Raw genomic sequence first — 21046 nt, 5'->3', positions numbered from 1 at the left:
TTGTGGCACAGGAATATAGTATTGAGCAGCTAAACCACGGGCGTAAAGTCGTCGACTTTATGCGCTGGGATAAGCTGGCTTTCATCATCTCCGGTCTGCTGATTGTGGCATCTATCGTCATTGTCGGTGTGCGAGGCTTCAACTGGGGCCTCGACTTTACCGGCGGAACGGTGATTGAGATTAACCTGGAAAAACCAGCGGATCTCGACGCGCTGCGTGAAGGTTTGGTGAAAGCGGGCTTTGAAGAGCCGCTGGTGCAGAACTTTGGTAGCAGCCGTGATGTGATGGTGCGTATGCCTCCGGCCACCGGCAATGCCGGCACCGAACTGGGCAATAAAGTGCTGGCTTCCATTAGCCAGACCACGCAGCAGAACGCTACCGTGAAACGCATCGAGTTCGTTGGCCCAAGCGTGGGTAGCGATCTGGCGCAGGCCGGTGCGATGGCGCTGCTGTCTGCGCTGATTGCGATTTTGATCTACATCGGCTTCCGCTTTGAGTGGCGTTTAGCGCTCGGCACCGTTCTGGCGCTGGCGCACGATGTGATCATCACCTGTGGCATTTTGTCGCTGGCGCACGTCGAAATCGACCTGACGATTGTCGCCTCATTGATGTCGGTAATTGGCTACTCGCTTAACGATAAGATCGTGGTATCCGACCGTATTCGTGAGAACTTCCGCAAGATTCGCCGCGGTTCTTCTTACGACATCACTAACGTGTCGCTGACCCAGACGCTAAGCCGTACCTTGATCACCTCCATCACTACGCTGGCGATGATCATGATCCTGTTCGTGTTTGGTGGTGCGTTGCTGAAAGGTTTCTCACTGACCATGCTGATCGGTGTCACCATTGGTACCATTTCATCGATTTATGTCTCTTCAGCGCTGGCGCTGAAACTCGGCATGAAGCGTGAACATATGCTGGTACAGAAAGTGGAAAAAGAGGGCGCAGATCAGCCTTCGATTCTGCCGTAACGCGGAGTCAGAAAGTAAACGGGCTGCCATTGGCAGCCCGTTTTTTTATGCCTGTCGATCAGGGCGTGGTTTTCGTCGCTGGAGGCTCAACATCGTGCACGCGCACGTAGCCGAGTTGCTCCGGAGTTAACCCGCTGAGTCGCAGCGGTACGCTAACGGAACTGCGCGGCATTAACTGTGCAGGAACCTCGATGGTCTGGCTCAGGCTGCCCGCGTTAAGCGGTTTGCCGCTGGCCGGATCCATTTCGCCCCATACCACGGTCGCGCGCAGTGCCGGAATCGGCTGATCATCGGTTGAGCGGATATTCAGATTGGCGCGACTGCCGCTGGCTTCACCCGCCACCTGCGAGAGTGACAAACGCAATTTACCTAGCTGCGTCTGTAACTCCACCGGCGTATTGGCTTGCGGTAACAGCCACGCGCCCTGGGTGGATTGGCTGTTCAGCTGTCCCTGAATCTCCAGCGCCGTTGCCTGATTGGTCAGCTTGCGCATCTGCTGATTAAGCTGACTCACCTCCTGATGCAACTCTTTGACCTGCGGTGAAACCGGCGTTGAACTGCAACCACTGAGAACCAGCAAAGAGAGTGCTGCCGGAGCCCAAAACGTCCTGATCGTCATGCAATGTCCTTTCTTTATTCGGGAATTCGTAAAACCTGGCCAGGGTAGATCTTATCAGGATGCGTCAGCATTGGCTTGTTCGCTTCGAAAATCTTGTTGTATTCATTAGGATTTCCGTACACCTCTTTCGATACTGCACTCAAGGTATCGCCTTTTTTCACGGTATAGAATTTCGCGGGCGTAGCGGCATCGCTGGCGGTGACCTTGTCATCCACCTTGGTGATGCCCGCGACGTTACCGGCGGCCACCAGAATCTTCTCTTTCAACTCCTGAGAGATGCCATCACCAGTCACAGTAACGGTATCGCCTTTGACATCCACCTTGACCTTATCGCTGTCGGGCAAACTGAGTTTGTTGATGTGATCCTGCAATTTCTTGCTGGCATCGTCGCCGCCGCCACTGACGGCATCCCACAGTTTTTCTCCAGCATCTTTCACGAAATCAAACAGACCCATACATCCTCCAGATTTTTATGATGTTGGCCGCCTTGCTGGCGGCTCTTTAAGCGTAGTGGTTTTTTGCCTGAGGTCATGTAGGTGATGTCTTGCATTTGGCTTAACGTCACAAACGGGGATTCACACATTATGTGCCACACACATACATTTTGTGGCGCGATCGCGCTACACTGTGTGGCCTATTTATCTCGCATCAGGAAGCCTCATGCATTGCCCATTCTGCTCCGCTGTGGACACCAAAGTGATTGATTCTCGTCTGGTTAGTGAAGGATCGTCGGTGCGTCGCCGTCGTCAGTGTCTGGTGTGTCATGAGCGTTTTACCACCTTTGAAGTGGCAGAGTTGGTGATGCCGCGCGTGGTAAAAAGCAACGATGTGCGTGAACCCTTCAATGAAGACAAGCTCAGCAGCGGCATGATTAAGGCGCTGGAAAAACGCCCCGTCAGCGCCGATGCGGTTGAAAGCGCGGTCAATCATATTAAAACTCAGCTGCGTGCCACCGGTGAACGCGAAGTGCCAAGCGCACTGATCGGCAATCTGGTGATGGATGAGCTGAAAAAGCTCGATAAAGTGGCCTACATTCGCTTTGCCTCGGTCTATCGCAGCTTCGAAGATATTCGCGATTTTGGTGAAGAGATCGCCCGCCTACAGGACTAATCCATGACTGACGAACGCTATATGGCGCGCGCGCTGGAACTGGCGCGGCGCGGACGCTTTACCACCACACCTAACCCCAACGTCGGCTGCGTGATTGTGCGCGAGGGCGAGATTGTCGGCGAAGGCTGGCATCAGCGCGCCGGCGAACCGCATGCCGAAGTGCATGCGCTGCGTATGGCGGGCGAACGAGCTGCTGGCGCAACCGCGTATGTCACGCTGGAACCTTGTAGCCACCATGGACGCACGCCGCCATGCTGCGATGCGCTGATTGCCGCAGGCGTGACGCGCGTGGTCGCCGCGATGCAGGATCCCAATCCGCAGGTGGCAGGACGTGGACTCTACCGTTTACAGCAGGCGGGCATCGACGTCAGTCATGGCCTGATGATGAACGAAGCGGAAGCGCTGAACCGGGGTTTTCTCAAACGTATGCGGACCGGATTCCCGTGGATCCAGCTGAAACTCGGCGCATCCCTTGATGGCCGCACCGCCATGGCGAGTGGCGAAAGTCAGTGGATCACATCCGCGGCCGCAAGGCGCGATGTGCAACGTTTACGCGCCCAGAGTTCAGCTATTCTTAGCACCAGCGCCACGGTGTTGGCTGACAATCCGTCGCTCACGGTACGCTGGAGGGAATTGAATGAAGAGGTGCGTGCGCAGCTTGATGAAAGCCAGCTGCGTCAGCCGGTGCGCGTGGTGATTGATAGCCAACAGCGCGTCACGCCGCAGCACCGACTGATTGACCAGCCAGGCGAAACCTGGCTGATGCGCAGCGAGCCCGATCAACACGCGTGGCCTGCCAGCGTGACCCAGATTGCGGTGCCCCAGCGTGGTGAACAGCTTGATTTGGTCGCGATGATGATGTTGCTCGGCCAGCGCCAGATCAACAGCGTGTGGGTGGAAGCGGGTGCCGGATTAGCGGGTGCTTTGCTGCAAGCGGGCCTGGTGGATGAGCTGATTGTTTACATGGCGCCAAAGCTGTTAGGGAATGCCGCACGCGGCCTGTGCACGCTGCCCGGACTGGAACAGCTGGCCGATGCGCCGGCCCTGAATTTTAGCGATGTGCGCCTGGTTGGCGATGACCTGCGCCTGACGCTGACGCCGCGCTGAAAGCGCGCGGAAAAGCCTGAGCGCGTCGCCAAAGAGTATGATAGAATCCGCCCCCTTCTGCGGGGCCATAAAACAACCCAAAGGATATGTATGAAAGTTATCGAAGCTCCTGTTGCCACGCCTGATGCAAACATTGCCATCGTAATTGCGCGTTTTAACAACTTCATTAATGACAGCCTGCTGGACGGCGCGATTGACGCACTTAAGCGCATCGGCCAGGTGAAAGCAGATAACATCACCGTTGTCTGGGTTCCAGGTGCATACGAACTGCCGCTGGCAGCACGCGCACTGGCGAAAGCCGGTAAGCACGACGCCATTGTTGCGTTGGGCACTGTCATCCGTGGCGGCACCGCACATTTCGAATATGTGGCCGGTGAAGCCAGCTCGGGCATTGCGCACGTCGCGATGACCAGCGAAATCCCGGTGACCTTCGGCGTGTTGACCACTGAAAATATCGAGCAGGCGATTGAACGCGCCGGCACGAAAGCAGGTAATAAAGGTGCCGAAGCGGCCCTGACTGCACTCGAAATGATCAACGTATTGAAAGCCATCAAAGCCTGATTTTTGTAAGGGGAATTTTGTGAAACCTGCTGCTCGTCGTCGCGCCCGTGAGTGCGCTGTCCAGGCGCTTTACTCCTGGCAGCTGTCTAAGAACGACATTGCCGATGTGGAATACCAGTTTCTGGCGGAACAAGACGTCAAAGACGTCGATATTAGCTATTTCCGCGAATTGCTGGCCGGTGTGGCGACTAACAGCGCGTACCTGGACGGTCTGATGAAGCCTTACCTGTCGCGTCAGCTGGAAGAGCTGGGCCAGGTAGAAAAAGCCATCCTGCGTATTTCGCTGTATGAGCTGAGCAAGCGTTCTGATGTGCCGTATAAAGTGGCCATCAACGAAGGCATCGAGTTGGCAAAAGTGTTTGGTGCTGAAGACAGCCACAAATTCGTCAACGGTGTGCTCGACAAAGCTGCCCCGCAAATTCGACCAAACAAAAAATAGCGTTAAAGGCCGGTTATCCGGCCTTTTTCTCATTGAGACCTGACTTATGTCTTGTGGTGAATTCGAACTGATTGCACGTTACTTTAACCGCGTCACCAGCTCCCGCCGCGATGTGGAGAAAGGAATTGGTGACGACTGCGCGTTACTTAACGTGCCAGAAAAACAGACACTTGCCATCAGCACCGACACGCTGGTTGCAGGCGTCCACTTCTTACGTGATATCCATCCCGCCGATCTCGGCTACAAAGCCGTCGCCGTTAATCTCAGCGATTTAGCCGCCATGGGCGCCGATCCGGCCTGGCTGACGCTGGCATTAACGCTGCCTGAAATTGATGAACCGTGGGTGGCGGCCTTTAGCGACAGCCTGTTTGAGCTGCTGGATTATTACGATATGCAGCTGATTGGTGGCGATACCACGCGCGGACCGCTGAGCATGACGCTCGGCATTCACGGTTTAGTGCCAGTGGGAAGGGCGCTGAAACGTTCGGGCGCGAAGCCAGGCGACTGGATCTTTGTCACCGGCACCTTGGGTGACAGCGCGGCCGGTTTATCGCTGCTGCAGCATCGCCATCGCCTGAACGATCCGGCGGTGCACGAAGCGTTGATCAAACGCCATTTGCGTCCAATGCCGCGCGTGCTGCAAGGCCAGGCGCTGCGGGGGCTGGCAACCTCGGCGATCGATATCTCTGATGGCCTGATTTCCGATCTCGGCCATGCGCTGACCGCCAGCCGCGTTGGCGCTCGCATCAATCTCGACGCGTTACCGCTTTCAGCTGCCCTGCGCGATCACTTCGAGCCTGAACTGGTGCTGAAATGGGCGTTGAGCGGCGGCGAAGATTACGAGCTGTGCTTTACCGTGCCAGAAGTGAACCGTGGCGCGATCGACGTGGCGCTCGGCCATTTTGGTGTGCCTTATACCTGTATTGGGCAGATTGCACCCGAATCGGAAGGGCTGAGTTTGCTGGAGAACGGCAAGCCGCGCAGTGTAGATGTGAAAGGGTTTGATCACTTCGGCGCGAAGTAAATTGCCCTCACCCTAACCCTCTCCCACAAGTGGGAGAGGGGACGATTAGGTAGGGACTGCTCGTTCTGCTCCAACAAGTGGGGGAGGGGATGATTAGGTAGGGACTGCTCGTTCTGCTCCCTCGCCCGCTTGCGGGAGAGGGCTGGGGTGAGGGGAATGGTCTACCTTACTCAAACCCTACCAGCGGATGCGGTTGATATACCGTTTCCAGCTCGGCAATCTCATTCTCACTCAACTCAACATCCACCGCTTTCACCAACTCGGCGAACTGTTGCTCGCGCGAAGCGCCAATGATCGGCGCGGTGACCGCCGGTTTATGTAATAGCCACGCCAGCGCCACCTGCGCGCGCGTCACGCCTTTATCGGCGGCTACATTAGCCAGACGCTCGGCAATTGCCGCATCGTTCTCTTCGGTGCCGGTATACAGCTTCTCCATCACATTATCTGATACCGAACGTGCGGTGGTTTCGCCCCATGGACGCGTGAGTTTACCGCGCGCCAGCGGGCTCCACGGCAGCACCGCGATCCCTTCGCGCTGACACAGCGGATGCATGTCATTCTCTTCCTCACGCTGAATCAGGTTGTACTGATCCTGCATGCTGACAAAGCGCGCCCAGTTATTTTGCTTTTGCAGATCCAGCGCCTTAGCAAACTGCGATGCGTGCATTGATGATGCGCCGATGTAACGCGCCTTGCCGGATTTCACCACTTCATGCAGCGCTTCCAGCGTCTCTTCAATCGGCGTGGCGTAATCCCAGCGGTGAATCTGCAGCAGATCGACATACTCCATACCAAGGCGCGTCAGGCTGTCATCAATCGATTGCAGGATATTCTGGCGCGACAAGCCTTGTGACAGATTACTCAGCGGGAAATAGACCTTGGTGGCGACCACAACCTGATCGCGGCGGGCAAAATCTTTCAGCGCCCGGCCCACGATCTCTTCGCTGCTGCCATCGGAATAGCTGTTAGCGGTATCGAAGAAGTTGATGCCGGCTTCCAGCGCCTGCTTGATCAACGGTCGGCTGCTCTCTTCAGGCAGCGTCCACGCGTGATTGCCGCGCGTGGGATCGCCGTAAGTCATGCAGCCTAAACAGAGACGTGAAACCTGTAAGTCGGTTTGGCCTAGGGGAATGGTTTTCATCTATTTGGGCTCCTGCTCTTATGCTTGAGGGAAATCGTTCCCTAAGCATAGCAGCAGGCTCGCTCACCGGGCGGTGAGCGAGTAGGGTAGATTACTGGGCGAGCCAGTCAGTGATTTGCTGCTGAATACCGGCGGCATCCAGCTGATAATCCTGACGTACTTCTTCCTGCGTACCTTGCGGGATGAACTCATCCGGCAGGCCGAGGTTGAGCACTGGCACGCGCAGGCGTTTTGCCATCACGTATTCGTTGACACCGCTGCCGGCGCCGCCTTTGATGGCGCCTTCTTCCAGCGTAACCAGCGAATCGTGGCTGGCCGCCAGCTCGGCAATCAGTGCTTCATCGAGTGGCTTCACAAAACGCATATCCACCAGCGTGGCATTCAGCGCTTCCGCAGCGGCAGCGGCTTCTGGCAGCAAAGTACCGAAGTTAAGGATCGCCAGCTTTTCGCCGCGACGCTTCACAATACCTTTGCCCAGCGGCAAGCTAGCCAGCGGTTCCAGCGTTGCGCCGGTGCCGGTACCGCGCGGGTAACGCACCGCACTTGGGCCATCCTGATAGTGATATCCGGTGTAAAGCATCAGACGACATTCGTTTTCATCGCTTGGCGTCATGATCACCATCTCTGGCACGCAGCGTAAGAACGCGATATCAAATGCGCCCTGATGAGTTTGACCATCCGCGCCGACAATACCGCCGCGATCGATAGCAAACAGCACCGGCAATTTCTGGATGGCGACATCGTGGATCAGCTGATCGTAGGCGCGCTGCAGGAAGGTCGAGTAGATCGCCACAACCGGTTTGTAACCACCAATCGCCATACCCGCCGCGAACGTTACCGCGTGCTGCTCGGCAATCGCCACATCAAAATATTGCTGCGGATAGTCGCGTGAGTAGCTCACCATGCCTGAACCTTCGCGCATCGCTGGCGTGACCGCCATCAGGCGCGGATCGTCAGCCGCCATTTCGCTCAGCCAGTTGCCGAAAATCTTCGAGTAGCTTGGCAAGCCCGGCACGCTTTTCGGCAGCGCCAGGCTGGCGGGATCGAACTTCGGTACCGCATGCCAGGTAATCGGATCTTCTTCCGCCGGGGCATAACCTTTGCCCTTTTTGGTCATGATGTGCAGGAACTGCGGACCTTTCAGATCGCGCATGTTCTTCAGCGTGCTCACCAGCGTCAGCACGTCGTGACCATCTACCGGGCCGATGTAGTTAAAGCCCAGCTCTTCAAACAGCGTACCCGGCACCACCATGCCTTTCAGATGCTCTTCTGTGCGCTTCACCAGCTCTTTAATCGGCGGCAAACCGCCCAATACACGCTTGCCGCCTTCGCGCAGGCGTGAATAGGTTTTCCCGGAGAGAATCTGTGCCAGACGATTGTTGAGTGCGCCCACGTTCTCGGAGATCGACATCTCGTTGTCGTTGAGGATCACCAGCATATCCGGCTTGATGTCACCGGCGTGGTTCATGGCTTCAAACGCCATGCCGGCGGTGATCGCGCCATCGCCAATAATACAGGCGGTGCGGCGGCCTTTGCCTTCACGTTCGGCGGCAACCGCCATGCCGAGCCCGGCGCTGATCGAGGTGGAGGAGTGACCTACGCTCAGCACGTCGTACTCACTCTCACCGCGCCACGGGAACGGATGCAGGCCATTTTTCTGGCGGATGGTGCCGATACGATCGCGGCGTCCGGTCAGAATTTTGTGCGGATAGGCCTGATGTCCCACGTCCCACACCAGATGATCAAAGGGGGTGTTATAAACATAATGCAGCGCCACTGTTAGCTCGACGACGCCCAGACCCGATGCAAAGTGGCCGGAAGATCGGCTCACGCTATCCAGCAGATACTGACGCAGTTCGTCACACAGCTCCGGAAGTTTTTCTTTCGGTAATAAACGTAATTCCTGAACCGTGTTGGCTAACGCCAGTGTCGGGTATTTTGCAATATCAAAACTCATCAGAGACTCATTATGAAAGTTATTTATCGCGTTCAATTATGAAGCTTGCCAGCGCTTGTAAGGCGAGTGTGTTGTAAGACTGTGCCGCCAGAATATCGAGCGCGCCGAGCGCCTCTTGATAAAGATCCCAGGCTTTACTGCGGGCATTTTCCAGCCCCATCAATGAAGGATAGGTGCTTTTACCCAATGCCTGATCCGCGCCCTGTGTTTTTCCTAACACGGCGGTATCGCCGACCACATCGAGGATGTCATCCTGCACCTGAAACGCCAGTCCGATGGCATTGGCGTAGGTATCCAGTAGCGGCATCGCGGCGCGGCCACGATCGCCGGCGGCTAATGCGCCAAGACGTACCGCGGCGCGAATTAACGCGCCGGTTTTATGGCGGTGAATCTGTTCCAGCTGCGCCAGATCGATGCTTTTGCCTTCCGCCGCCAAATCCAGTGCCTGACCGCCGCACATGCCTGCCACGCCGCTGGCCTGCGCCAGTTCGGAAATCATCGCAATACGCGCGTCGGCGCTGACGCCGGGCATCGGCTGATCGGCCAGAATCGAAAAGGCCAAAGTTTGCAGAGCATCGCCGGCGAGAATCGCCGTGTCTTCACCATATTTAATATGGCAGGTTGGCTGCCCGCGGCGTAACGCATCGTCGTCCATCGCCGGCAGATCGTCATGAATCAGGGAATAAGCATGGATGCATTCCACGGCCGCAGCCGGCACATCGAGGCTGGCGGCATCGGCCTTTAGCATTTCGCCTGTTGCGTACACCAGAAAGGGACGCAGACGCTTACCGCCTAATAATGCCCCATACTCCATGGCATTCACCAGAGGAGAACTCTGAAAAGGAAGTGGATCTATTAAGCGCGTCAATGCCTGATTAACGCGTTGATGGTAAGCGCTCAGCAGTTTAGCAAAATCCATTACTCATTTTCCGGGGTAAAAGGGGCGAGGGCGGCATCTTTCTCATCGCTAAGCAGAATTTGCACACGCTGCTCTGCCTGCTGCAGGGTTTGCTGACCGGTACGTGCCAATTGTACGCCGCGTTCAAATTCGTTCAGCGCCTGCTCTAACGGCAGCTCGCCACTTTCCAGGCGGCTGACAATCTGTTCCAACTGCTCTAATGCGCTTTCAAAACTGGCAGGCGCTTCGGCTTTTTTCGGCATAATCAGTGTCGACTCACAGGTTAGGAGATCATCTTGCAATCGGTCATGGTAGCTGACGAGGATTAATTAGCAAAATAATGAATGTGATGAAGGTTGCTTAAAGCAGTCACCCGGCAAAGGTGATATACTTTTGCGCCTCGGATGCGGGGGCTCCTGAATTAACCCGCAATTATATGATTTTAACAGTTAAGTGCCGATGCTTTTAGCACTTATTTGTCCAAACGAACCCCTGTCGCCATGAAGTTTATCGTCAAGCTGTTTCCAGAAATCACCATCAAAAGTCAGTCGGTACGTCTGCGCTTTATCAAAATTCTCTCCAGTAGCATTCGTAATATTCTGCGCACCGTGGATGAAGAGATTAAAGTCGTGCGCCATTGGGACCACATTGAAGTGCGTTCTAAGAATGAGTCGCTGCGCGAAACCCTTGTCACCGAACTGACGCGCATTCCGGGCATTCACCATGTGCTGGCGGTGGAAGATCGCGCCTACACCGATATGCACGACATCTTCGAGCAGACGCTGGTGCTCAACCGCGAGCGTCTGGAAGGCAAAAGCTTCTGCGTGCGCGTCAAGCGTCGCGGCAAGCACAGCTTCAGCTCGCAGGACGTGGAACGCTACGTTGGCGGCGGCCTTAACCAACACATCGCCAGCGCGCGCGTGCAGCTCAATCGTCCGGATGAAACGGTGAATCTGGAGATCGACGACGATCGCCTGTTGCTGATCACCGCACGCTATGAAGGCTTAGGCGGATTCCCGATTGGTACCCAGGAAGATGTTCTGTCACTGATTTCCGGCGGTTTTGATTCTGGCGTGTCGAGCTACATGCTGATGCGTCGCGGCTGCCGCGTGCATTACTGCTTCTTCAACCTTGGCGGTGCGGCACACGAGATTGGCGTGCGCCAGGTTGCACACTACCTGTGGCAGCGCTTTGGTCGCTCACACCGCGTACGTTTCGTAGCGATCAACTTCGAGCCGGTAGTCGGTGAGATTCTGGAGAAAGTGGACGACGGCCAAATGGGCGTGGTGCTGAAGCGTATGATGGTGCGTGCGGCGTCGATGGTAGCAGAACGTTACGGCGTGCAGGCGCTGGTGACCGGCGAAGCGCTGGGCCAGGTTTCCAGCCAGACGCTGACCAACCTGCGTTTGATCGATAACGCCTCCGATACGCTGATCCTGCGTCCGCTGATCTCCCATGACAAAGAGCATATCATTGATGTGGCGCGTAAGATCGGCACCGAAGATTTTGCCCGCACCATGCCAGAATATTGCGGCGTGATTTCGAAAAGCCCAACCGTTAAAGCGGTGAAGGGCAAGATCGAAGCGGAAGAGCAGAACTTCGACTTCGAGATCCTTCATCGCGTGGTGCAGGAAGCCAGCAACGTCGATATCCGTGAAATCGCCGAGCAGACGGAAGAAGAAGTGGTGGAAGTTGAAACCGTTGACTCCTTCATCAGCAACGACGTGGTGCTGGATATCCGTTCGGCCGATGAGCAGGAGGCAAATCCGCTGATCGTCGAAGGCGTTGAAGTAAAAACTCTGGCGTTCTACAAACTCAGCACCCAGTTTGGCGACCTGGACCAGAGTAAAACCTGGCTGCTGTATTGCGATCGCGGTGTGATGAGTCGCTTGCAGGCGCTCTATCTGCATGAGCAGGGCTTCAAAAACGTGAAGGTTTATCGTCCATAAGCGATAAACCGTAGCGGCGCGATGAATCACGCGTATTTCATGCGGCATCAGTGTTGCAGTGAAATGCGCAATTAATCACGCCGCTACAATCATGTGCAGTGTGCTGTAACAACGTTACCGCTCTTCAAACTCCTGATAATTATAAATCCCTGCTGCCAACACCAGCTGTGAAGCCACTTCACGCGCGGTCTCTTTATCCACCAGCAAATCAATCAGCTTCAACGCAAAATCCATTGCGGTGCCCGGTCCCTGGCTGGTCAGCAGATTAACGCGCGGATCCCACACCACGCGGCGCTCCATCCATTTGCTGTCGGGAATGGTGTCACGCAGGCCGGGAAAACCGGTCATATTGCCGACCGGAAACAGATCGTGCGCGACCAAAACCGTGCCGGGCGCGGCACAAATCGCCGCCACAATCTTGCTGGAGAGATGGAACTGGCGCACGGTTTCCACCAGCAGCGGGCTGTCGCGGAAGGTCTCCGCGCCTTTCAAACCGCCGGGCAGCACAATCGCGTCGTAGTCGTTATCCGCCACCTCAACCAAAGGCGCATCCGCCAGCAGCCGCACGCCGCGCGAACAGACGATCTCACGCGTGCCATCGCTCTCCACGCTGGCGGTGGTGACGCTTAAACCGCCGCGTACCAGCAAATCGATAGTAGTGACCGCTTCGGTCTCTTCACTTCCATGTGCCAGGCAAACCAGAACCGATGCGTTCGCGCTCATAGTGGGACTCCTTACGTTTAATCAGATCGTACAAACGGGTGTTTTCCGGCAGTGAAATGCCCTGCGCGCGGGCGCGACGCAACAGGTAGCCGGTGATGTAATCAATTTCGGTCAGACGCTGCGCGCGCACATCCTGCAACATTGATGAGGTATTGACGGCGGTGCTATCGATCACGTCGTAAATGATGTCGCGCAGATTATCCACCGCCATGTGCTGGCCTTCGCGTTCCATCACCCAGGCGATCTCTTCGCACAGCAGCGCGACTTGTTCCGGCCAGGCGCGCAGCGCCCCGTTCTGGCAATCGTGCTCAACGGTCATCGGATTGATCACGCAGTTGATTGCCAGCTTGCGCCAGCTGGCGGCGGCGATGTTGTCATGCCAGGCCACATCCGGCAGCGCCTGATGCAGAATATCAGCGATATCGCTCTGTGCGGCGCTCTCACGATTAGCAGGGCCGATATGGGTGATGCCGTGCGCAATATGCTTAATCACCGTGCCGTCGCGCATTGCCGCGTGCGTGGTGATGCCGCGCAACAGCGGCTGACGCAAATCTTTCAGCTCTTCCAACGTTCCCATGCCGTTATGCAGCAGCAGAATTGGCGCGTGCGTCGGCAGCACGCTTTGCAGATTTTTCACCGCAGGGGAAACCTGGGGCGCTTTGAGCGTCACCAGTAACAGCTGGCTTTCGGCGAGGAACAGCGGATCATTGGCAATAAAGGTGTGATTGCTCACCTCGCCTTGCGGATCGACTACGTTGGCTGAGCAATAGGGCTGCGGTACACGTAACCAGCCCTGCACCTCATGTCCCTGACGGGCGAGAGCGGCGAGCCAAATTTGACCTAAGGCGCCACACCCCAACACGGTAATTTTCATTTTGCCTCCCGTGGGCGGGTTCCTGTTTTCACGTTACGGGTAAGTATAGCTTTCCGCGTATCGTGTTTTATTAGCGCCACAAGACGCGTATTATGCATGTCACTTTAGTATCAGGAGAAGAAAAGATGCCATCTTTCGATATCGTTTCCGAAGTCGAATTGTCGGAAGTGCGAAATGCCGTGGAGAATGCGAACCGCGAGATCTCAACTCGTTTCGATTTCCGTAACGTGAGTGCAACCATTGAGCTCAACGAAAAGAATGAGACCATCAAACTCAGCAGCGAATCTGATTTTCAGGTCAAGCAGCTGGTGGATATTCTGCGCGAAAAGCTGCTGAAGCGTGGCATTGAAGGCGCGGCGATTGAAGTGCCAGAAGAGATCGTGCACAGCGGTAAAAGCTGGTCGGTGGAAGCCAAGCTGAAGAAAGGTATCGAAAGCGATATCGCGAAAAAGCTGGTGAAGCTGATTAAAGACAGCAAGCTGAAAGTGCAGACGCAGATTCAGGGTGAAGAACTGCGCGTTACCGGTAAGTCACGCGACGACCTGCAAGGTGCGATGGCGCTGGTGCGCGGTGGCAACCTCGGTCAGCCTTTCCAGTTCAAAAACTTCCGCGATTAATCGCGTTTGTCGCGCGCCGCACGACGATAAAGCGTGCTGCGCGCGACGCCTAAGGCTTCCGCCGTTTTACTGATATTACCATTGAAGCGCTGCAGCGTTTCGCTGATCAACCGCCTATCATGACTCTGCCGATCGGACTGTGGCTGCACCGCCGCACGCTGATACTCTGCCGGTAAATGCACTTCTGTCACTTCTTCACCTTCATCCGCCAGTGCCAACAGCACGCGTAACAAGCTGCGCAATTGCCGCACGTTGCCCGGCCACGGCAGCTGCGCCAGAGCCGTCAACAGCGCAGGTGAGAGCTGAATATCGCGATCCGCGCCGCCCAGCTCCAGCCATAAACGGCTGATAAAGCCCTCTACTTCCGGCCAGGCGCGCAGCGGCGGAATGGTCATCGAGAATTCCTGCAGGCGATAGAGCAAATCTTCGCGGAATTCGCCTTCGGCCACGCGCTGTGCCAAATCGCGGTGCGTGGCGCTGATCACCGCGAAATTCACCGGCCAGCTGCGGCTGGATCCGAGCGGCGCCACCTCTTTCTCCTGCAACACGCGTAGCAAGCGGGTTTGTAGTGCCAGCGGCATATCGCCAATTTCATCAAGGAACAGCACGCCGCCATCCGCTTCACGGATTTTGCCGATGTAACCATTCTTGCTCGCGCCGGTGAACGCGCCGGGTTGATAGCCAAACAGCTCAGATTCAATCAGCGCTTCGGGGATGGCCGCGCAGTTAATGGCAACGAATTTGCCTTCGCGCCAGCGGCTTTGCTGATGCAGTGCGCGGCTGACATACTCTTTGCCGCTGCCGGTTTCGCCGTGAATGCACAGTGAAACGCCGGCATTGAGCAGCCGCACCATCTTCTCGCCATCGCGGCCCAGCGAGAAAGGCAGCTCGCTGGCGGGTTCACTCGGCGTGGCAAAATGGCTGCGCTGCGGTGCTCGCAGGCGAAAATAGTAGCGCTGCGTAGCGTAATCGAGCGGAGCGGGAATGCTGTTGGCGTGCTGCTGCTGTTGCGGAAACAGTTGTTGAAAGGTCACGCTGCCGAGTTGCCCGACGCTCAGCGCCAGCTCGCGCATCGCCAGACGATTGGCGGCGGTCAGGACGTTATCCGAGAACACCAGCAGCAGTTCATCGCTGGTATCAATACCCTGCGGCTGCAGATGCAGGCTCATCAACCATTGCTGCGGGTGCAGGCTCTGCTTCACCCACAAATATTCGATCTGTTTCGCCGCCGCTTTCACCCAGCTAAAGGTCTGCGGATGCGGGAAGTGCGCCGGGCCGGAAATATCCAGCACGCCAGCAATCTGACCGTTGGGCATTTGCAGCGGCATCGCCGCACAGTACAAACCTTGATTGAGCGTCAGGAAGTGCTGATGACCTTGAATCTCGCAGCCATCATCAATCGCCAGCGCGGTGCCAATCGCATTGGTGCCACGCCCGCATTCACTCCATAAATTACCCGGCGCCAGCGCATAACGTTGGGCTTTTTCCAGCGAGGGCATATCGCCAAAGGTATTGAGCACCAGACCGGTGGCATCCGACAGAATCACCACCGATTGCTTCTCGGCGAGTTTCTGCGCCAGCTGTTTGATCACCGGCTGAGCGAACTGCTGCAGCCCGGCATTGCTGGCGAGTACATCGGCCAGTTCACCCTGGCGAACACGCGGAAAATCATCGGCGGTGCGATCGAGGCCATACAGCTGGCTACGGAACCAGGAGTCGCTTAATAGCGGATTGGCGTTAACGGCAGACGCGGATGGATGTCCCTGCATTGATGACCTCATGCCCAAGCGAAAGTGTTGCGACATTGTAGCGGGTCGGTTTCTGTACTGTTGCGATACGCAACACAGATGGTGAACTTTTCTGCACAACATAGCCAGGTCATGTTGTGCGGCGGCTCTTAACTTAATGATGATATTGGTTTTTTAATGAAATATCGTCTGATGAAAAAAGCTGGCACGCCCGCTGCAATAGCTCCTCTGACAGCACGTTTTCTGGAAGGCGACTGAGCCTTCAGAATATCTGACCCTACATAAAGGAGTTTGCGATGCGTTATGCACATCCCGGTACGCCCGGCGCTTTGGTTTCATTCCAGGCGATTTACGGCAACTACATTGCGGGCAAATTCGTCGAGCCGCTCAGCGGCCAATACTTCACTAACACCTCGCCAGTGGATGGCAGCGATATCGCGCAGTTCCCGCGTTCGGATGCGCGCGATATCGATTTAGCGTTGGATGCGGCGCATCAGGCGGCCGATGCCTGGGGAAAAACCAGCGTGCAGCATCGCGCCAACATCCTGTTGCAGGTGGCGGATCGCATTGAGGCCAATCTCGAAAAACTGGCGGTAGCGGAGAGCTGGGATAACGGTAAACCGATTCGCGAAACCCTGAACGCCGATCTTCCGCTGGCGGTGGATCACTTCCGTTACTTCGCCGGTTGCCTGCGTGCGCAAGAGGGCAGCACCGCGGAGATCGATGAAACCACCGTGGCATATCACTTTCATGAACCGCTCGGCGTGGTTGGGCAAATCATTCCGTGGAACTTCCCGCTGTTAATGGCGGCGTGGAAACTGGCGCCAGCGCTGGCGGCGGGCAACTGTGTCGTGCTGAAACCGGCGGAACAGACGCCGCTCGGTATTACTCTGCTGATGGAGGTGATTGGCGATCTGTTCCCGGCTGGCGTGTTGAATGTGGTGCAGGGCTTTGGTCGTGAAGCGGGTGAAGCGCTGGCGACCAGCAAACGCATCGCCAAAATCGCCTTTACCGGTTCAACGCCGGTGGGGCGCCACATTATGGCCTGCGCTGCTGAAAATATCATTCCCTGCACCGTCGAGCTGGGCGGCAAGTCGCCGAATATCTACTTCGCTGATGTGATGGATGGTGAGGACGAGTTTATTGAGAAGGCGGTGGAAGGGTTAGTACTCGGTTTCTTCAATCAGGGGGAAGTCTGTACCTGTCCATCGCGCGCCTTGATTCATGAATCGATCTATCAACCCTTTATGGATCGCGTGATGGCCAAGGTGGCGAACATCCGTCGCGGCGATCCGCTCGATAGCGACACCATGATTGGTGCACAGGCTTCACGCCAGCAATTCGATAAAATCCTGTCGTATATCAACATCGCACGCGACGAAGGCGGGCAAATTCTCACCGGTGGCGATCGCGCCAGCATGGCCACCGAGCTGAATGATGGATTCTACATTCAGCCGACCTTAATCAAAGGAACCAACCAGATGCGCTGTTTCCAGGAGGAGATTTTTGGGCCGGTGATTGGTGTTACCACCTTTAAGGATGAGGCAGAAGCGCTCGCCATCGCCAACGAAACCCAGTTCGGTCTTGGTGCGGGCGTGTGGACGCGCGATACCAATCTGGCTTATCGCATGGGACGCGGCATCAAAGCCGGGCGCGTCTGGACCAACTGTTATCACATCTATCCCGCTCACGCGGCATTCGGCGGTTACAAGCAGTCGGGTGTAGGCCGTGAGACGCACAAAATGGCGCTCAGCGCCTATCAACAAACCAAAAATCTGCTGGTTAGCTATGGCACCGCGCCTTTGGGCCTGTTCTAAGTCCGCATCCGTTCAAATGGAGAGTGAAAGATGAATATGCAAATCAAAACCACCATGAAAGCCGCTGTTGTGAAGGCTTTTGGTGAACCGTTAGTGATTGAGCAGGTGCCGGTGCCGCAGGTCGGGCCGGGGCAGATTTTAGTGAAAATTGCGGCTACCGGCGTGTGCCATACCGATCTTCACGCGGCCGAAGGCGACTGGCCGATTAAACCCAATCCGCCGTTTATTCCGGGCCACGAAGGTGTGGGCCAGGTTGTGGCGCTCGGCGAGGGCGTTAAGCACCTGAAAATGGGCGATCGCGTCGGTGTGCCATGGCTCTATTCGGCGTGCGGTCACTGCGAACACTGTCTCGATAGCTGGGAAACGCTGTGTCTGTCGCAGCAAAATGCCGGTTACTCAGTGAATGGCAGCTTCGCGGAATACTGCCTCGCCGATGCCAACTATGTCGGCATCATTCCGGATAACGTCGATTACAACGAAATCGCGCCAATCCTCTGTGCCGGCGTCACCGTGTATAAAGGGCTGAAAATGACCGACACCAAACCCGGCGATTGGGTGGTGATTTCCGGTATTGGCGGTTTAGGGCATATGGCGGTGCAGTACGCGGTTGCCATGGGTCTGAACGTGGCGGCGGTGGATATTGATGATGAGAAACTGGCGTTCGCTAAACGTCTCGGTGCCAGCGTGGTGGCGAACGCGAAAAATGTCGATCCGGCCAAGGTGTTCCAGGAGAGTTTTGGCGGTGCGCATGGCGTGCTGGTCACGGCAGTTTCACCGAAAGCGTTCGAACAGGCGATTGGTACGCTGCGTCGTGGCGGCACCATGGTGCTGAACGGATTGCCGCCGGGCAAATTCGATCTGTCGATTTTCGATATGGTGTTGGACGGCATTACGGTGCGCGGTTCCATCGTCGGGACGCGCAAAGATCTGCAGGAAGCGCTGGATTTCGCCGGTCGTCACAAGGTGAAAGCCACCGTAGCGGTAGAACCGCTGACTAACATCAACGATATCTTCGCGCGGATGCACGCTGGCAAGATTGAAGGGCGCATCGTGGTGGATATGTCGCTGTAACAAAAAGCCCGACGCGATGGTCGGGCTGGTCATTTAGCAACTGGCGAGCAGCGCTTCGAGTTCGACGCGGCTCGTCACTTTACTGTCGATTTTGATGTAAGCACTTTTCTCTTCTGGCACGATAAACACCGACGCCACGCCGGGCTGCGCTTTCAAACGCTTCTCCAGATTCGGCACCGCCAGCACCGCATCGCTGAGCATAATGCGCAGGCTGCTGACGTAAGGCGGTTCCTGCATCGACATCGCCACAAACAGCCAGGCAGCCGCGACAATCGCACCGACCAGGAACACGGTTTGAGCATCAACATGACCATAGATCCATCCGCCCATGCTGCCGCCAATCGCCACACCAATGAACTGGCTGGTGGAGTAGATGCCCATCGCGGTGCCTTTGTAGCCCGGCGGCGACTCTTTGCTGATCAGTGATGGCAGAATCGCTTCCATCAGGTTGAAGGCGAGGAAGAACAGCTGCACACCAATCACCAGCGTCCAGAAGTGGCCTGCCGCGCCCCACAATACGATTTCTGCAATGATGATGATCGCCACGCAGCCGACAAACACGCGCTTCATGCGGCGCTTCACTTCGGCATAGATAATGAAAGGCACCACGGCAACAAAGGCCACCAACATCGTCACCAGATAGACTTTCCAGTGCTCGGCCGCCGGTAAACCGGCTTGTTCAAACTGTCCCGGCAGCGCCACGAAGCTCGACATCAGCAGAATGTGCAGGCAGAGAATGCCGATATTCAGTTTTAACAGTTTTGGATTGGTCAACACCGCGCGGATACTGCCTTTCACCATGCCGGATTCGCGGTTCAATACGTGGTTTGGTGCGTTCGGCACCACTAATAAGGTGATGACGATGCCAAGCGTCGCGAGGATGGCGATCATCCAGAACAGCGCGTGCAAGCCGAGTGCGTGGGTGACAATCGGGCCAACTACCATCGCAATAGCAAAAGTGACGCCGAAGCTGATGCCGATAAACGCCATCGCCTTGGTGCGGTTTTGTTCACGGGTTAAATCTGACAGCAACGCCATTACCGCAGCGGCAATCGCGCCGGAGCCTTGTAACGCGCGGCCTAAAATCACGCCCCAAATGGTGTCGGAGGTGGCGGCGATGACGCTGCCGAAAACGAACAGCAGCAGCCCGCCAACGATCAGCGGCTTTCGGCCGACGCGATCGGAGAGCAGACCAAAAGGAATCTGGAAGATGGCTTGTGCCAAACCATAGATACCGATTGCGAACCCAATCAGTGTTTCACTGGCGCCCTGTAACGCCATGCCGTACGTGGTGAGTACCGGCAAGACCATAAACATTCCCAGCATGCGCAGGGAAAAAACGGTACCTAAACCCCATGTAGCACGAAGCTCTACTGGCGTCATTTTATTGTCGTTCATGTTTACCTCAAAATTATACTGCGCCCATTTTAGGCAGCAGGGCAGGGCGGGTAAAACATTTGTTCTTAAGCAGTGGTAACAAAAAGAAAGGGCGCGAAATTCGCGCCCTTTCTGGTTTTGCGGAGCTGAATTACCAGACGTAAGTCAGTAAATCTTTCGACGCTGGCGTCATGAAATCAACGGACATCATCACGCTCAGAGCGGTGATAGCGACAATCGAGAACACAAACAGTTTACGCGCCCAAACTTTATCGTTTGAGGTTTTGTAACCTGAAAGCGCCATGCCGAGCCACCACACGCTAACGGCCGCAGCCACCACCAGATATTTGTAGCCCGCGTAACCGCCAAGGGTCAGCATCAGCGTGGCAATCATGAACGCCAGGATATATAGCGTAATATGATTTTTTGCCACCGAAATGCCTTTCACCACTGGCAGAACCGGGATGTTGGCTGCCTGGTAATCTTTAAAGCGGAAGATGGCAATCGCATAGGAGTGCGGCATCTGCCACAGGCTAAAGATAGCCAGTAAAATCAACGCGCCAGCATCAAACTGGTTGGTCACTGCGCAGTAGCCAATCACCGGCGGCGCAGCGCCAGAGAGACTACCAATCAGCGTGCCGTAGACAGAGTTACGCTTCATATAGAGGCTATAAACGCCTACGTAAACCACGAAGCCCATCACCGCCAGCCACATGGCCAGCGGGTTAGCGCCGAAATACAGCAACGCAAAGCCAGCAATACCCAATGCGGTTGCATAAACCAGGCTTACTTTCGCCGAGATCAGGCCTTTGACCAGAACACGGTTCCGCGTTCTCTCCATTTTGATGTCGATATCGCGGTCAATCACGTTGTTGAAAACACAACCTGATGCGACAACCAGCGATACGCCAACCAGCGAGGCGAGAAACAGGGTGTAATCAATGCTGCCTTTCGAAGCCAGCAGGAATCCACCGATCACAGAAATTAAATTGCCGAAAATAATTCCTGGTTTTGTTACTTGCAGGTATTGCTTAATCATTACG

General features: G+C 55.9%; 21 protein-coding genes. 10 read left to right on the top strand and 11 right to left on the bottom strand.

What is annotated here, in order from left to right; all coding sequences use genetic code 11:
* The first annotated feature begins 2 nt into the window (after positions 1–2).
* Positions 3–971: a protein translocase subunit SecF gene (gene secF / locus MWH02_RS06630; protein WP_101762444.1), complete on the top strand. Its 969-nt coding sequence runs from the start codon at positions 3–5 to the stop codon at positions 969–971.
* 58 nt (positions 972–1029) lie between these two features.
* Here secF and MWH02_RS06625 read toward each other — a convergent pair whose 3' ends face one another.
* Positions 1030–1590, bottom strand: a complete 561-nt coding sequence (locus MWH02_RS06625; protein WP_101762443.1) for a SadB/YajI family lipoprotein — start codon at positions 1588–1590, stop codon at positions 1030–1032.
* A gap of 14 nt (positions 1591–1604) precedes the next feature.
* A complete protein-coding gene (gene lysM, locus MWH02_RS06620; protein WP_271460114.1) occupies positions 1605–2045 on the bottom strand; it encodes a peptidoglycan-binding protein LysM in 441 nt (146 codons plus the stop codon).
* Between the two features lie 205 nt (positions 2046–2250).
* Between lysM and nrdR the strand changes: the two genes are divergently transcribed.
* From nrdR to thiL, 5 genes are all read left to right on the top strand, one after another.
* Complete coding sequence (gene nrdR / locus MWH02_RS06615) at positions 2251–2700, top strand: transcriptional regulator NrdR (protein WP_008103978.1); 450 nt, start codon at positions 2251–2253, stop codon at positions 2698–2700.
* A gap of 3 nt (positions 2701–2703) precedes the next feature.
* Positions 2704–3807, top strand: coding sequence for a bifunctional diaminohydroxyphosphoribosylaminopyrimidine deaminase/5-amino-6-(5-phosphoribosylamino)uracil reductase RibD (ribD, locus tag MWH02_RS06610; protein ID WP_222233085.1), 1104 nt, complete (start codon positions 2704–2706; stop codon positions 3805–3807).
* Between the two features lie 90 nt (positions 3808–3897).
* Entirely contained in the window at positions 3898–4368 is a 471-nt protein-coding gene (gene ribH / locus MWH02_RS06605) for a 6,7-dimethyl-8-ribityllumazine synthase (protein ID WP_007887008.1), read from the top strand.
* Between the two features lie 19 nt (positions 4369–4387).
* Positions 4388–4807 (top strand): transcription antitermination factor NusB, encoded by a 420-nt coding sequence (gene nusB / locus MWH02_RS06600; protein WP_007887007.1) that lies wholly within the window; start codon positions 4388–4390, stop codon positions 4805–4807.
* A 46-nt stretch (positions 4808–4853) separates the two neighbouring features.
* Positions 4854–5831 carry a thiamine-phosphate kinase gene (gene thiL, locus MWH02_RS06595; RefSeq protein WP_271460113.1) on the top strand — a complete coding sequence of 326 codons (978 nt, stop codon included), beginning with the start codon at positions 4854–4856 and terminating at the stop codon, positions 5829–5831.
* Between the two features lie 166 nt (positions 5832–5997).
* Here the strand turns inward: thiL and MWH02_RS06590 are convergent, their stop codons facing one another.
* The 4 genes from MWH02_RS06590 to xseB form a co-directional block, all read right to left on the bottom strand.
* Positions 5998–6972: an aldo/keto reductase gene (locus MWH02_RS06590; RefSeq protein ID WP_271460112.1), complete on the bottom strand. Its 975-nt coding sequence runs from the start codon at positions 6970–6972 to the stop codon at positions 5998–6000.
* A 91-nt stretch (positions 6973–7063) separates the two neighbouring features.
* Positions 7064–8929: a 1-deoxy-D-xylulose-5-phosphate synthase gene (gene dxs / locus MWH02_RS06585; protein ID WP_101762438.1), complete on the bottom strand. Its 1866-nt coding sequence runs from the start codon at positions 8927–8929 to the stop codon at positions 7064–7066.
* Between the two features lie 19 nt (positions 8930–8948).
* A complete protein-coding gene (ispA, locus tag MWH02_RS06580; protein WP_101762437.1) occupies positions 8949–9848 on the bottom strand; it encodes a (2E,6E)-farnesyl diphosphate synthase in 900 nt (299 codons plus the stop codon).
* Positions 9848–10090, bottom strand: coding sequence for an exodeoxyribonuclease VII small subunit (gene xseB / locus MWH02_RS06575; protein WP_101762436.1), 243 nt, complete (start codon positions 10088–10090; stop codon positions 9848–9850). The genes ispA and xseB overlap by 1 nt, the downstream gene beginning before the upstream one ends.
* A gap of 237 nt (positions 10091–10327) precedes the next feature.
* Between xseB and thiI the strand changes: the two genes are divergently transcribed.
* Positions 10328–11776, top strand: coding sequence for a tRNA uracil 4-sulfurtransferase ThiI (thiI, locus tag MWH02_RS06570; protein ID WP_101762435.1), 1449 nt, complete (start codon positions 10328–10330; stop codon positions 11774–11776).
* A 114-nt stretch (positions 11777–11890) separates the two neighbouring features.
* Here thiI and yajL read toward each other — a convergent pair whose 3' ends face one another.
* Both yajL and panE read right to left on the bottom strand, forming a co-directional pair.
* Positions 11891–12499 (bottom strand): protein deglycase YajL, encoded by a 609-nt coding sequence (gene yajL / locus MWH02_RS06565; protein ID WP_192236713.1) that lies wholly within the window; start codon positions 12497–12499, stop codon positions 11891–11893.
* Complete coding sequence (gene panE, locus MWH02_RS06560; protein ID WP_271460111.1) at positions 12453–13373, bottom strand: 2-dehydropantoate 2-reductase; 921 nt, start codon at positions 13371–13373, stop codon at positions 12453–12455. Before panE ends, yajL begins: the two co-directional genes overlap by 47 nt.
* Before the next feature lie 125 nt (positions 13374–13498).
* On the opposite strand from panE, the gene MWH02_RS06555 reads away from it, so the two are divergent.
* Positions 13499–13990, top strand: coding sequence for a YajQ family cyclic di-GMP-binding protein (locus MWH02_RS06555; protein ID WP_101762432.1), 492 nt, complete (start codon positions 13499–13501; stop codon positions 13988–13990).
* Here MWH02_RS06555 and MWH02_RS06550 read toward each other — a convergent pair.
* Entirely contained in the window at positions 13987–15759 is a 1773-nt protein-coding gene (locus MWH02_RS06550) for a sigma-54-dependent Fis family transcriptional regulator (protein ID WP_192236711.1), read from the bottom strand. The genes MWH02_RS06555 and MWH02_RS06550 overlap by 4 nt on opposite strands.
* Positions 15760–16034: 275 nt before the next feature.
* On the opposite strand from MWH02_RS06550, the gene exaC reads away from it, so the two are divergent.
* Both exaC and adhP read left to right on the top strand, forming a co-directional pair.
* Positions 16035–17555 (top strand): acetaldehyde dehydrogenase ExaC, encoded by a 1521-nt coding sequence (gene exaC / locus MWH02_RS06545; RefSeq protein WP_271460110.1) that lies wholly within the window; start codon positions 16035–16037, stop codon positions 17553–17555.
* 36 nt (positions 17556–17591) lie between these two features.
* Entirely contained in the window at positions 17592–18626 is a 1035-nt protein-coding gene (adhP, locus tag MWH02_RS06540; RefSeq protein WP_192236781.1) for an alcohol dehydrogenase AdhP, read from the top strand.
* Between the two features lie 33 nt (positions 18627–18659).
* Here the strand turns inward: adhP and MWH02_RS06535 are convergent, their stop codons facing one another.
* Positions 18660–20024, bottom strand: a complete 1365-nt coding sequence (locus MWH02_RS06535) for an MFS transporter (protein ID WP_192236709.1) — start codon at positions 20022–20024, stop codon at positions 18660–18662.
* Between the two features lie 130 nt (positions 20025–20154).
* The gene (gene cyoE, locus MWH02_RS06530; RefSeq protein WP_008103945.1) at positions 20155–21042 is read right to left on the bottom strand and encodes a heme o synthase; all 888 of its coding nucleotides are present in this window, start codon (positions 21040–21042) and stop codon (positions 20155–20157) included.
* Positions 21043–21046: the final 4 nt, after the last annotated feature.

The organism is Pantoea leporis, from assembly GCF_028048155.1.
GTDB classification, from domain to species: Bacteria; Pseudomonadota; Gammaproteobacteria; order Enterobacterales; family Enterobacteriaceae; genus Pantoea; species Pantoea leporis.
This window is presented reverse-complemented; position numbering and strand designations above follow the sequence as displayed.